This window comes from Arthrobacter rhamnosi (assembly GCF_054510975.1).
Genome location: NZ_JBTNDN010000007.1, coordinates 11,742 through 24,076 on the forward strand (window position 1 = coordinate 11,742; position 12,335 = coordinate 24,076).

Consider the following 12,335-nt stretch of genomic DNA (forward strand, 5'->3'; position numbering starts at 1 on the left):
CAGGGCCTCAGCTATCTTCGGCCCCCGTGCGACAACGACTGGCAGTCCTTCTGCAATCGACGCCCGGGGCACTTTTGCACCTGATAATGCTCTACTCAGCCGGCTATCCAGGCAGATCGGGGTGCACGATGCTGGGTGATGGCGACGGTTGCACGGGCGGCGTGGACGAGGACACCACGACGTGTTGTAGCGCTCCTGCCCCGATCCATAGCACCAGGGCCAGCAGCACAAGACGCCACATGGCACCGAGACAGCTGGGCTCGTTCTTTCGACGTCGTCGATTCGAAGGCGTGGCGGCGGGCATTCGAGGTGCCGCTCGAGGTCGACCATCAGAAGCAGAGTAAGCTGCGGCCGCACGCCGAGCTATGAGCAGTGACGACTCGCCCTGCGGACGATCAAGCAGGGCAGTTGTCGCCGCCGCCGGACTCACGGGCCCGGCCAACAGGCCCTTCAGGTACTCATGAATTGCTCTGACGAACTCATCCTCGAGGACCGACGGTAGCGCACGCACTGCGTCAACCAGCGCGTCGATGCCCACGACGGTCACTCCGACATTGGTCGCCCCGACAAGGTCCGGTTGTCCCACCAGGCAGATCCATGCCTGTGCCGTGCTCCGATGCTGCGGCTCCAGCAACGCCGCCACTGCTGCGCACTGCTCGAGCGCCGACACTGTCTCGCGTTTACGTATGTAGCCGTTCTGGTACAGCTCGCTATCGCGCATGCGCACGTCGCCCGACCAGTTCTTGGCATCGATGACCAGGACGCCCCCCGGCCCGACAGCGATGTGATCGAGGTTCGCCTTCGGTCTTCCGGGCCAGTGCACGTCGTGAAGCATCCTCCAGCCCTGAAGCTCCAGCTGGAGCAGTTGCTCGCCTACCCGCGCTTCGCCCTCAGCTCCGGCAAGCCATGCCTGCTGCGCCTTCCGCGCCTGCTCGAGTTCGACTTCCAGCCGCTCGATCTCGCCCTCCAACCGGGAGACCCGCTCACCTATTCGCTGAGCCTGCTCCGCAGCACCCTGTCCTGCTTCCACGTTCTCTCCCCCATATGCCTGCGAAATAAGCCTAGGAGAGCTCCGGTGCATGACTCTGAAGGAAAAGCACAGGAGAACAGCAGGATCTCGACGAGCCCGGCCGCCGGTGGCGCGTAGCTGAACTGATCACCGTCGGCCGCTGTGCCTATGCTGGGCGGGGCCGTGGTTGCCACCACTGCCCCCATATCGTCGTCCTCACAGGGAGCACCACATGACCTACGAACTCCGCACCTATACCGCCAACCCGGGCAAGATGGACGCCCTGATGACACGCTTCCGGGACAACACGATCGGCCTCTTCACCGAGCACAACATGAAGAGCCTCGGCTACTGGACCCCCGTCGGGACCGACGACGTCCTCGTCTACATCCTCGAGCACGACGGCGATCCGAAGGCGAACTGGGCTGCCTTCCAGGCTGACCAGCGGTGGATCGATGCGAAGTCGGCGTCCGAGGTGGACGGGCCACTCGCGGCGAAGATCGAGTCAGTGATGCTCGAGGGCACGGACCTCTACCCGATCGCCGTCGCCCGCTGATCCCTGTCAGCTGCCCGAGCCGAAGCAGAAGCGTCAGCGCCGGAGCAACCGCCGGTCCCGCCAGGCGGCTGTGGACCACAGCGCCCACAGCATCAGCACGGGCTGGAAGAACAGGCGGATGAGGCGGGCGGCATCAGTGTCCAGTCCGAACGCGCTCACGGCGTCGACGTACTGGGCGACGTTGCCGGGGAAGATGGCGACGAAGAAGGCCGCGACGACCCAGCCGACCAGCACTTGGTGCCGCCCGAGGGCCACCAGCGCCGCGCCGAGCACCAGTTCGACGATGCCAAATGCCACCACCACGACGTCAGCATCCAGCGGCAGCCAGGAAGGGACCTGCGCGGTGAACTCCGACCGCGCCACCGTCAGATGCGCGGTCCCGGCGAAGAGGAGAAACGCTCCGAGCACGACGCGTGCGAGGGTCCGGACCGGGGAGGTGCGCGCTGGAGGCGTCATCCGGCGGAGCCTAGCACCGAGTCATCGACCGACCGGCGAGCACGAGGCGGCCGGACCACGGGATGCACGCTTTGGCCGACCCACTACACCACCGGCCGACTAGACAGCATCCCGAACGCACCCCGCCTGGCGAGCGCGCCCTCTGGATATTGTTGACGTCGACCGGAAAGCCGGAATCCCCGCCGCTGCCACTGGTACCGATCCCGACGTCGAAGGAGCACTCCCGTGACTAATGCGAACACCAACCCGACGGCGCCTTCCGCCGAAACGGACGCGTCGAGTGTCGTGCTGGTGGCCGGTGCGGGTGGAGTCATCGGCCGGCATGTCGCGGACGAATACCTCAGCAGAGGGACCCCGGTCCGCGGACTGAGCCGTCGACCGGTTGCCGGTGCCCGGTGGGAGCACCTGTCCGTGGACCTGCTCGACCCGGAAGCAGCGCGGACCGGACTGGAAAGCGCCCGGGACACGACCCACCTGGTGTTCGGCGCCTACATCGAGCGGCCCACCACCAGGGAGCAGATCGAGGTCAACAGTGCCCTGCTGGTCAATACCTTGGAAGGCCTCGAGGCAGCCGGCGCACCCCTTCGTCACGTCACCCTCTACCAAGGTGGGAAGGCCTACGGCGCCCACCTGGGCTACTTCAACACCCCCGCGAAGGAACGCGATCCGCGGCTCATCCAGCCCAACTTCTACTACGAGCAGGAGGACATCCTCCGCGCTGCCGCAGCAAAGCACGGCTTCGGTGCGACGATGCTGCGCCCGGAGGGTGTGGTGGGGTACGCCGTCGGCAACCCGATGAACATCCTCATGGTCATCGCCGTCTACGCGAGCATCTGCCGGGAACTCGACCAGCCCCTGCGCTTCCCCGGCACCCACGCCGCCTACGACGCCCTCTACCAGGTGACCGACGCGTCGCTGCTGGCCCGCGCGACCGTCTGGGCGGGTTTGGAGCCGCGAGCCGCCGCCGAGGTCTATAACATCACCAACGGCGACCAGATCCGGTGGCGACACCTGTGGCCGGTCTTCGCCCGCCACTTCGGAATGGACTACGCCGAACCGCAGCCGGTCCCGCTGTCCGAGGCGATGCCGCAGCACCAGGACCTCTGGCAGCGGCTGGTGACGAAGTACGGCCTCGTCCCCACTCCCTACGAGGACCTCGTGGGCTGGTCCTTCGGCGACTTCCTCTTCCGCTCGGGCTTCGACAACGTCACCTCGACCATCAAGGCCCGGCAGCACGGATTCGCCGACTGCCTCGACACGGAGGACCGATTCCTCGAGCTCTTCGACGAACTGGCCGCCACTCGGATCATCCCGCCCCTGGCCTGACAGGATCCGGCGGGACGGGTCGGGGCGCGCAATGTCGCCGCGGCTTCTCGTCATACACACCGGAAATTCCCAGCCTCCGATAAAATCAGGGTGCTGCCGTCCATCGCGCCAGCACCGAAGGCCTGCCCGGACAGCAATCCGTTCCCGGAAATAACTACCGTGCGCACGCAGATTCGGTGATGATGGACGGCAGAACGCCCCAGCACGCCCACGAAGGAGACCGCCATCGCCCCCCGGAACCGCACCAACGAACGACTCCGCGCCACCCTCGCCCTCCTGGCCGACAACCAGAAGTCCGGAACCGCCGTCGCACCCAGCGAACTGCTGTCCCAGGCCGTGGCGAAGGTTCCCTTCGACGACAAGGAAGCCGAACTCCTCGGCGGCGGTGTCCCCCGCGGCTACAAGGCCCTGACGACGGCGACGGCGAAGCTCGTGAAGGCCGGCTGGCTCGTCAAGGGCCGCAGCGGCTGGACCGCCACGGAGGAGGGCGTCCGCGCCGTTCACGCCTTCACCGATCCCGAGCAGTTCGTGAACGCGATGATCAGCGGCGCTCCGGTCCCCGAGCAGGCCGAGGCCCCCGCACACGCACCGCAGGCGCCCGAGTCCCTCGGTGAAGAGGCGCAGGTCGATCAGGCCGAGCGCGCACCCGAGACGGCCGAGGTCTCGGAGACGATGGCGGACCTGGCGCCGTCCGGCCCTGCATCCTCGTCGGGAGCCGAGGACCCGACTCCGCCCGATGTCACGCCGACCCTCGAGGTCTCGGACACCGCCCCCGAGCACGCGCCGACGGACACTGCCGCCGACGAGGCGTGGCAGGACCAGCCGCAGTCGGTCGGCCTCTCGGGGAACTTCGACCCCCTGTTCGGTGAGGCAGGCCACTGGAGTACGGACCTCCGCGAACTGCAGTTCGTGTGGGAGCCGACGGAGAACATCTGGAAGCAAACCCTCCAGCTGCCCGCCGGCAACTACCAGTTCAAGATCCTCGTCAATGGCTCCTGGGACGAGAACTACGGCCGGTTCGGGGTGCGCGACGGCGACAACCATGAACTGCACCTGCTCTCCGATACCTCGGTGACCATCCGGTTCGACTACGGGACGAAGGACATCGAGACCTCCTAGGTCCGGTTCCGGCCCTCGGCCCCGTCCACTGCTCCGGCAGCGGGCGGGGCCGTCGTCGTTGGCGGGCGCACTCCAGCGCGTGCTGATCCTGCACACACAGGACCTGCCGGGCCGGAAAGCAGACGCAGCTGTCCTCCCGCGTCGCAGAAGGAGGGGCGCAACCCCTAGATCGTCAGCAGGCTGATCACTATGGTTGGTCCATGACGGACCCCGGAGCGCGGCGTGCGACGCCGATGATCAACTCGGACATGGGCGAATCCCTCGGCCTCCACTCCTTCGGCAACGACCTCGCACTGCTGGACACCGTGGACGCCATCAATGTGGCCTGCGGCTTCCACTCGGGTGACCCGGACGCCATGGCCGACACCGTCGCCGCGGCCCACGGGAAAGGCGTCCGGATCGGCGCGCACCCCGGACTGCCGGATCTCGTGGGCTTCGGCCGCCGCGAGATGAAGCTCTCCCCCGCCGAGGTGGAGCACATCATCCTCTACCAGGTCGGAGCCCTCAGCGCCTTCCTGCGGCGGGAGGAAGCGCCCCTCAACCACATCAAGCCCCACGGCTCCCTGTACGGCATGCTGGCCCGGGACCCGGAGCTGATGCGGAGTGCGGCTCGCGTGGCCCGGCTCTTCGACGTCCCCATCTACGGCATCGCCGGCACGGCCCACCAGTCCGTCTGCGAGGAACTCGGCATACCGTTCGTCGCCGAACTGTACGTGGACCTTAACTACGGACCCGCCGGCGAACTACTGATCCAGCGCCGCCCGGAACCGACGGATCCGGAAGCGGCCGCTCGCCGCGTGACGCGCGCGCTCTCCGACGGGCAGGTCGAGGCCTCGGACGGCACCCTGCTCACCATCCCGTTCGACAGCATCTGCGTCCACTCGGATGCGCCCAACTCACCCGCCGTGGCGGCAGCAGTCCGCTCCGCCCTCGACAGCTACTGACCCAACCTCCCGAAAGGACTCCCCGTGGCCGACATCGTCTCCCCACTGCCAGGCATCTTCTACCGCAAGCCCGGACCGGACAAGGAACCCTTCGCGAACGAAGGAGACTCCATCGAGGCGGGCCAGACCATCGGCGTCGTGGAAATTATGAAGCAGTTCTCCGAGATCCGCAGCGAGGTCTCCGGCACCCTGGACAGCTTCGCGGTCGAGGACTCCGGGACCGTGAATCCCGGCGACGTCATCGCTACGGTGTCGGAGGGCTAGCGATGGAACGGGTGCTGATCGCCAACCGTGGGGAGATCGCCGTACGGGTCATCCGCGCGGCACGGGAGTTGGGACTTCAAACGGTCCTCGCGGCGAGCGAACCGGACCGCGACTCCTACGCGGCGTCCCTCGCCGACGACGTCCGGGTGATCGGACCGGCGTCGGCGGCGAAGAGCTACCTCGACACCGCCGCGGTGCTCGCCGCCGTGGAAGCATCCGGGGCCGACGCCGTCCACCCGGGCTACGGTTTCCTGTCCGAGAACGCGGGGTTCGCCCGAGCTGTCGCCGCCGCTGGGATCACCTGGGTGGGCCCCTCAGCCGACGCCATCGAACTGATGGGCAACAAGTCCCGCGCACGGCAGGCTGCGGAGGACGCGGGCGTGCCCACGCTGCCGGGGAGCCACGGCGCCCTGGACCCCGACGTCGACCCCCTGCCCATCGCCTACGCCGTCGGCTATCCGCTGGTCGTCAAGGCGTCCTCCGGTGGCGGCGGGCGGGGCATCCGGCTCGTGACTCGGGAGGAGGACCTTGTCGCAACGGTCGACGTCGCCCGCGCGGAGGCGAAGGCGGCATTCGGCGACCCCGCCGTGTACCTGGAGCACTTCGTCCAGCGCGCACGGCACGTCGAGGTGCAGATCCTCGGCGACGGTGACCGCGTCATCCACCTCGGTGACCGGGACTGCTCCCTGCAGCGTCGCCAGCAGAAGATCATCGAGGAGGCCCCCGCTCCGTCCCTGCCCGACGACGTCCGCGAGACCATCCTCGCCTCGTCGATCGAGCTCGGACTCCAGTGCGGCTACTCCGGTCTCGGGACCATCGAGTTCCTCTACGACGCGGACCAGGAGCGGGCGGCCTTCATCGAGATGAACACCCGGCTCCAGGTGGAGCATCCGGTCACGGAGATGGTGACCGGCCTCGACCTCATCCGGGAGCAACTGCTCGTGGCGGCCACCGGCAGGCTGCGGCTCCGCCAGGAGGACATCACCTTCCGGGGCCACGCCTTCGAATTCCGGATCAACGCCGAGGATCCGTCGCAGAACTTCATGCCGAGCCCCGGCACGCTGCAGCGCCTGGAGTGGCCGGGAGGCCCCGGCGTGAGAATCGATTCCGGCGTCGTCGCCGGATCCGCCGTTGCACCCTACTACGACTCGCTGCTCGCCAAGCTGGTGGTGTGGGACGAGACCCGGGCCGAGGCCATCCAGCGATCGGTGCGCGCACTCGGGGAGGTGCGGATTGAGGGCGTCAAGACCACCCTCCCGCTCCTGTCGACCGTCCTCCAGCGGCCTGAAGTACGGGACGTCACCCACCACTCGAAGTTCCTCGAGTCCACCCCCGACCTCCTCGGAGCCCAGTCATGACCTCCGTTTCCCAGCAGCTGGACGCCGCCCGCTACACCTGGGGCGGCGACGAGTTCCTCTTCGTCGAGATCGCCGAGAGCATGAGCCTGGCCGCCAACTTCAAGGCGAACGCCATGGCGACACGGCTGACCGCGCGGGCCATCGACGGTGTCGTGGACATCTGCCCGGCGAACGCCTCCCTCCTGCTGCGCTTCGACCCCGACACGGTGCCGCCGGACCGACTGGAGGCGCTCGTCCGCGAGGTCGAGGAGGAAGTGGCCCAGCTCAGCGAGCAGACACTGGAGACCCGCATCATCGAGATCCCCGTCTGGTACGACGACCCCTACACGCGCGAAACCGGCGCCCGCTTCCGCAAGGGCCACCAGCGCCCGGAGGGGACGGACCTGGACTTCGCCGCAGAGGAGAACGGCCTCGCATCCCCGCAGGAGTTCATCAGCAAGCACCACGAGTCCCCCTGGCTGGTGTCCATGGTCGGCTTCGTCGCCGGGCTGCCCTTCATGTTCCAGATCGTCCCGCAGGAGGACCAGCTCGAGGTCCCGAAGTACCTGAGCCCGCGCACGGACACGCCGCCGCTGACCGTCGGCCACGGCGGCTGCTTCGCCTGTATCTACTCCGTGCGGGGCGCGGGCGGCTATCAGATGTTCGGGATCGCCGCGGCGCCTATCTTCGACCCGGCGCAGAAACTGAGCGACTTCTCGGACTTCATGATCTTCTTCCGGCCCGGGGACATCGTGAAGTTCCGGCCCGTCGACGAGGACGAATACCGCGCCATCCAGGCCGAGGTCGACGCCGGCACGTTCACCTACCGTCAGGCCCCGGTCACCTTCGACCTGCAGAAGGCCCTGACCGATCCCACCGCCCACAACCGGGACCTTCTGGAGAAGCTCAATGGCCTTTAATATCCTCGAACCCGGCCTCGCCACCTCGGTCCAGGACCAGGGCCGGCTCGGCTACTACAACGTCGGCATCCCGCAGGGCGGCGCCATGGACCAGCTGTCCGCCTCGATGGCGAACGCCCTGGTGGGCAACGCCCCGACGGACGCCGTCCTCGAATGCGCTTACCTCGGCCCGAAGTTCACCACCGACACCGACGCCGTCCTCGCCGTCACGGGTGCGCCCGTCCAGGTAAAGGTCAACGGCACGACGGCGGAGCAGTGGACCCGGCTGTCACTCGCTGCGGGGGACGAGGTGTCCTTCGGGATGCTCTCGGGCGGCACGCGCTACTACATCGCCGTCCAGGGCGGCATCGACGTCCCCGTGGTCCTCGGGAGCCGCAGCACCTACGCCCTCGGCGCGCTCGGCGGCCTGCAGGGCCGCACCCTGAAGCCCGGGGACACGGTCCCTGTGGGCGAGGTCGGGCCGTCGTCGGGAGCCGGCCGGGATTCGATCCCGGAGGACCTGCGCCCGGTTTACGCGAAGGAGGTCACCGTCCGTATCCTGTCGGGCCTGTACGACCACCGGCTCACGGCCGAGGGCATGGAGACCCTGCTCAGCGCCGCATGGAAACTCACGCCCGTGGCGGACCGCACCGGCCTGCGCTACTCGGGCCCGGACATCGCGTGGAAGCCGCGCACCCAGCCCTTCGGTGCAGGGTCGGACCCGTCCAACATCGTGGACGCAGGCTATGCGATCGGCTCGATCCAGATCCCCGGCGGCAAGGAACCGATCGTGCTGCACCGCGACGCCGTCTCCGGCGGCGGGTACGCCATGGTCGCCACAGTCATCAGCGCGGACATGGACCTCGTCGCCCGCAGCGCACCGGGGACGGTGACGCACTTCGAGGCCGTGACCATGGAGCAGGCGATCGCCGCGCGGGCGGACGCGGCGAGGATCCGCCGGGCCGTCCGGGAGTGAGTGCCGTCCGGGAGTGAGGGCCGTCCGACCTCGCCGCACTCCCGCTCTGTACCGGGTGGCCCGCCGTCTGTACGATCGGGCTGGGCTCCACTGACGGAGCCTCAGCGAAGGGAGCAATGCAATGGAGCATAGGCTTTTCGACCTGGGGGATTTCAGCCTCCAGAAGGGCTCCGTCCTTCCCTCGGCACAACTCGGCTACACGACGCTGGGGAAGCTGAACGAGGCGAAGGACAACGTGGTGGTGTGTCCCACCTGGTTCACCGCCACACCCACCGATACGGCGACGTGGATGACCGGCGAGGACCGCGCCCTGAAACCGAGCGAGTACTTCATCATCGTGCCGAACCACTTCGGGGCGGCCGTCTCCTCCTCGCCGAGCAACACACCTCCCCCGTTCGGCCGGGGCACGTTTCCACGGGTCACCGTGTACGACAACATCAATGCCCAGTACCGGCTGGTGACCGAGGAGTTCGGGATCGAGAAGATCCGCCTGGTGTCCAGCTGGTCCATGGGCGCCGCCCAGACCTACGCCTGGGCCGCGCTGCACCCCGAGATGGTCGAGGCGATAGCCCCCATCTCCGGGTCGGCCCGCACTGGGCACTACAACCAGGTGTTCCTGCACGCCCTCATCCGTGCGATCACCGGGGATTCCGACTGGAATGACGGCTTCTACGGGGACAAACCCCCGGTGCGGGGACTGAGGACCTTCGCGTCGATCTACGCCGGCTGGGGTTTCTCCGAGCCGTTCTACCGCGAGGAGGTGTACCGCGGGTTCGGCGCCGCCAGCCCGGAGGAGTTCATCGAGATCTTCTGGGAACCGTTCTTCCTGAAGTGCGACGCCAATGACCTCCTCGCGCAGATCCGGACCTGGATGCACAACGACCTCGGCGACCATCCCGCCTTCGGTGGCGACTTCGACGCCGCGCTCGGAGCGATCCGTGCGAGGACGATCATCATGAACGCCGAGACGGACCGGTACTTCCCGCCCATCGACAGCGAGTACGAAGCCGCCCGCATACCGGGTGCCATCACCAGGCCCATCCCGACCATCTGGGGCCATCTGGCTCCCTTCAACCCCGCCGATCAGGCATTCATCGACGAAGGGATCAGGGAGCTGCTCGCCGACTGACCGGAGTGGCTGGACGCCAGAACCCCGACGCGGGCCGATGCGCTGCTCTCACGCACGAACAGCTCGGGGGCATGGCGCACGGAGTCGACCTCCTCGCCGTTCATCACTCGCCGCAGCATGCCCACGGCGGCCCGCCCGATCTCGACCATGGGTGAACGCACCGAGGTCAGCGGAATGGGGAGCTGCGCGGCGAGGGACGTGTCATTGAACCCGACGACGGCGATGTCCTGGCCGACGACGAGTCCGGCGGCACGGAAGGCCCCCATCGCACCGATGGCCGCGAAGTCATTGACGGCGAACACCGCCGTCGGCATGTTCCCCCGGAGGGCCAGCAGCTTGTCGCCCGCCTCCCGGCCACCCTCCGTGTCGAAGCGGCAGTACAGGATGCGGTCTCTCGGCACCTCGCCGCCCAGTTCGTGCCACCGCTCGACGAACCCTGCCGTCCGGTCCACTCCCGTGCTGGCATAGGGCTCGCCCGCGAGGATAGCGACGGATCGGTGCCCGGTGCTCCAGAGGTGGTCCGCGACCAGGCGCCCACCCGCCGTGTCGTCGCAGGTGGAGGAGGGGAATCCCGGGTAGCGGCGGTTCATGAGGACGAACGGCACGTGGCGGGCGGTGAGGTCGTCGACCAGGCTGCTGCCGGCGTGAACGTCCCCCAGGATCAGCCCGTCGACCCGGCGCGCCAGCATGATCTCGGCTTTCCGCCGCTGCTCGTCCAGATCGTCGTGGGAGTTCATCACGAAGGTCGAGTGGTTGCTCTCGGCGGCAGCCTCCTCGACCCCCTCGTACATGGTCGCGAGGACGAGGTCGGAGAGCCGCGGCACGATCACCCCGATGGCCCGCGTCCTGCGGGTACGAAGGCTCGTGGCGTGCGGGTCGGGCGAGTAGCCCCGCAGCTTTGCGAGGTCCCGCACCTTCTTCGCAGTCTCCGTCGACGCCGCCCCGCGAGCCACGTCGGTGTTCGAATGCAGCACCCGCGACACGGTGGAGACGTGGATCCCCAGCTCTGCAGCGAGGTCCTTCAGAGTCACCGCTGCACGTCCCTTGCCTGGTGCCTTCACGGCTGCCCCCTTTCCTTCCAGTTCCGGGTGTGTTTCGCGTTCGTGAACTCTTGAGCAGTCCATTGACGAGACCCACCTCACATCCTAGGGTTTTCCTCAGCAAACCCAAACGTTTGGGTCCGCTTTCGCTCCTTGGTAGGTAGCCCCACACAACTCCTCGTCCCTGATCGGGACCTTGGACCCCGTGGCGACTACCCAAACGATTGGGTAAGGGAGGACAGCATGGGAACCACAACCGGGCAGGTCGTGCTGCTGGCGACCGGCGGCACGATCGCCTCCCGCGCCGAATCCTCAGCCGGCGCGACCGTCGCCGCCGATGCGGGCAGCACCGTGCTCGCATCAGCCGGGCAGAACGCCTTCGCCGTGGACGTCGTGGACCTCATGCAGAAGGGCTCCTACCTCCTCACCTTCGACGACATGCTCTCGGTCTGCACCGCCATCCGCACCGCCCTGGCATCCCCGGACACTCTCGGCGTCGTCGTCACGCACGGCACCGACACCATGGAGGAGACGGGCTACCTGGCCGACCTCCTCCACGACGACCCCCGCCCGGTCGTGTTCACGGGGGCCCAGCGGGCGGCCGACAGCGAGGATCCGGACGGCCCTGCCAACCTGCGGGCCGCCATCGCCCTCGCGGCGTCACCTGACGCGCGGGGCAGGGGCGCCCTGATCGTGTTCGACGGCGAGGTGTTCCCGCTGCCCGGCACCCGGAAGACGGAGACGACGCGCCTGCGCGCCTTCAACAACCCGGACCTCGGAGCGGCAGGGTCGGTCGCGGGCACCGGGACCATTACGCTCGGCCCGGCGCCGACGCGGCCGGAGCCCCTCGACGTCCCCCCGATCGGCAGCTCCGTCCGGGTGGACATCGTCCCCTCCTATCCGGGTGCGGACGCCACCCTCTTCGCCGCCGCCCTGGACGCTGGGGCCCGCGGGATCGTCCTCGAGGCCACCGGGCTCGGGAATGCCAATGCCGAGCTCTGCGACGCCGTGCGCACGGCGGTGCGTGACGGCGTCGTCGTCGTCACCAGCACCCGCGTCCATGCGGGACCGGTCCGCGGCGTCTACGGCGCCGGCGGTGGCAGGACGCTCGAGGACGCAGGCGCCGTCCCGTCCGGGCTGCTCCGCCCGTCCCAGGCACGCACCCTCCTGCATGCGCTGCTCGCGCTCGGACTGCCGCCCGACGACGTCGCCCGCCACGTCCGCAAGCGCGGAAACCCCTGACCGACCACCCGTCCCCCATCCCCACCAGGAAAGGCCGT

The 12,335-nt window shown here is 68.3% G+C and carries 13 protein-coding genes; 10 read left to right on the top strand and 3 right to left on the bottom strand.

The genetic code is table 11. The features are described from left to right. Window positions 1-103: 103 nt before the first annotated feature. On the bottom strand, window positions 104-1,030 hold the full coding sequence (locus tag ACX80J_RS14770; RefSeq protein WP_459348291.1) for a nuclease-related domain-containing protein: 927 nt from the start codon (window positions 1,028-1,030) through the stop codon (window positions 104-106). Window positions 1,031-1,241: 211 nt separating this feature from the next. Here ACX80J_RS14770 and ACX80J_RS14775 point away from each other — a divergent pair, with 211 nt between their 5' ends. Continuing rightward, window positions 1,242-1,565, top strand: coding sequence for an NIPSNAP family protein (locus tag ACX80J_RS14775; RefSeq protein ID WP_459348292.1), 324 nt, complete (start codon window positions 1,242-1,244; stop codon window positions 1,563-1,565). 33 nt (window positions 1,566-1,598) lie between these two features. Here ACX80J_RS14775 and ACX80J_RS14780 read toward each other — a convergent pair whose 3' ends face one another. Beyond that, on the bottom strand, window positions 1,599-2,021 hold the full coding sequence (locus tag ACX80J_RS14780; RefSeq protein ID WP_459348293.1) for a DoxX family protein: 423 nt from the start codon (window positions 2,019-2,021) through the stop codon (window positions 1,599-1,601). 225 nt (window positions 2,022-2,246) lie between these two features. On the opposite strand from ACX80J_RS14780, the gene ACX80J_RS14785 reads away from it, so the two are divergent. The 8 genes from ACX80J_RS14785 to ACX80J_RS14820 all read left to right on the top strand — a co-directional run bounded on the left by ACX80J_RS14785 (window position 2,247) and on the right by ACX80J_RS14820 (window position 10,015). Continuing rightward, the gene (locus tag ACX80J_RS14785; protein WP_459348294.1) at window positions 2,247-3,347 is read left to right on the top strand and encodes an SDR family oxidoreductase; all 1,101 of its coding nucleotides are present in this window, start codon (window positions 2,247-2,249) and stop codon (window positions 3,345-3,347) included. A gap of 336 nt (window positions 3,348-3,683) precedes the next feature. Beyond that, complete coding sequence (locus tag ACX80J_RS14790) at window positions 3,684-4,466, top strand: pullulanase X25 domain-containing protein (protein ID WP_459348295.1); 783 nt, start codon at window positions 3,684-3,686, stop codon at window positions 4,464-4,466. A gap of 200 nt (window positions 4,467-4,666) precedes the next feature. Beyond that, window positions 4,667-5,410, top strand: a complete 744-nt coding sequence (gene pxpA, locus ACX80J_RS14795) for a 5-oxoprolinase subunit PxpA (RefSeq protein ID WP_459348296.1) — start codon at window positions 4,667-4,669, stop codon at window positions 5,408-5,410. A gap of 24 nt (window positions 5,411-5,434) precedes the next feature. Next, window positions 5,435-5,674, top strand: coding sequence for an acetyl-CoA carboxylase (locus tag ACX80J_RS14800; RefSeq protein ID WP_459348297.1), 240 nt, complete (start codon window positions 5,435-5,437; stop codon window positions 5,672-5,674). 2 nt (window positions 5,675-5,676) lie between these two features. Further along, window positions 5,677-7,032, top strand: a complete 1,356-nt coding sequence (locus tag ACX80J_RS14805) for an acetyl-CoA carboxylase biotin carboxylase subunit (RefSeq protein WP_459348298.1) — start codon at window positions 5,677-5,679, stop codon at window positions 7,030-7,032. Further along, window positions 7,029-7,931, top strand: a complete 903-nt coding sequence (locus tag ACX80J_RS14810) for a 5-oxoprolinase subunit B family protein (RefSeq protein WP_459348299.1) — start codon at window positions 7,029-7,031, stop codon at window positions 7,929-7,931. Before ACX80J_RS14805 ends, ACX80J_RS14810 begins: the two co-directional genes overlap by 4 nt. Continuing rightward, on the top strand, window positions 7,921-8,886 hold the full coding sequence (locus tag ACX80J_RS14815) for a 5-oxoprolinase subunit C family protein (protein WP_459348300.1): 966 nt from the start codon (window positions 7,921-7,923) through the stop codon (window positions 8,884-8,886). The genes ACX80J_RS14810 and ACX80J_RS14815 overlap by 11 nt, the downstream gene beginning before the upstream one ends. A gap of 121 nt (window positions 8,887-9,007) precedes the next feature. Beyond that, the gene (locus tag ACX80J_RS14820; RefSeq protein ID WP_459348301.1) at window positions 9,008-10,015 is read left to right on the top strand and encodes an alpha/beta fold hydrolase; all 1,008 of its coding nucleotides are present in this window, start codon (window positions 9,008-9,010) and stop codon (window positions 10,013-10,015) included. Here the strand turns inward: ACX80J_RS14820 and ACX80J_RS14825 are convergent. Then, window positions 9,970-11,076, bottom strand: coding sequence for a LacI family DNA-binding transcriptional regulator (locus ACX80J_RS14825; protein WP_459348302.1), 1,107 nt, complete (start codon window positions 11,074-11,076; stop codon window positions 9,970-9,972). The two genes, ACX80J_RS14820 and ACX80J_RS14825, sit on opposite strands and share 46 nt — an antisense overlap. A gap of 222 nt (window positions 11,077-11,298) precedes the next feature. Here ACX80J_RS14825 and ACX80J_RS14830 point away from each other — a divergent pair, with 222 nt between their 5' ends. Beyond that, on the top strand, window positions 11,299-12,297 hold the full coding sequence (locus ACX80J_RS14830; RefSeq protein WP_459348303.1) for an asparaginase: 999 nt from the start codon (window positions 11,299-11,301) through the stop codon (window positions 12,295-12,297). The last annotated feature ends 38 nt before the right edge of the window (window positions 12,298-12,335 follow it).

Bases quoted from the DNA above. Each gene is read 5' to 3' on its own strand.
- ACX80J_RS14815 (WP_459348300.1), top strand. From the start codon at position 7,921: ATGGCCTTTAATATCCTCGAACCCGGCCTCGCCACCTCGGTCCAGGAC.
- pxpA (WP_459348296.1), top strand. From the start codon at position 4,667: ATGACGGACCCCGGAGCGCGGCGTGCGACGCCGATGATCAACTCGGAC.
- ACX80J_RS14830 (WP_459348303.1), top strand. From the start codon at position 11,299: ATGGGAACCACAACCGGGCAGGTCGTGCTGCTGGCGACCGGCGGCACG.
- ACX80J_RS14810 (WP_459348299.1), top strand. From the start codon at position 7,029: ATGACCTCCGTTTCCCAGCAGCTGGACGCCGCCCGCTACACCTGGGGC.
- ACX80J_RS14820 (WP_459348301.1), top strand. From the start codon at position 9,008: ATGGAGCATAGGCTTTTCGACCTGGGGGATTTCAGCCTCCAGAAGGGC.
- ACX80J_RS14775 (WP_459348292.1), top strand. From the start codon at position 1,242: ATGACCTACGAACTCCGCACCTATACCGCCAACCCGGGCAAGATGGAC.
- ACX80J_RS14805 (WP_459348298.1), top strand. From the start codon at position 5,677: ATGGAACGGGTGCTGATCGCCAACCGTGGGGAGATCGCCGTACGGGTC.
- ACX80J_RS14780 (WP_459348293.1), bottom strand. From the start codon at position 2,021: ATGACGCCTCCAGCGCGCACCTCCCCGGTCCGGACCCTCGCACGCGTC.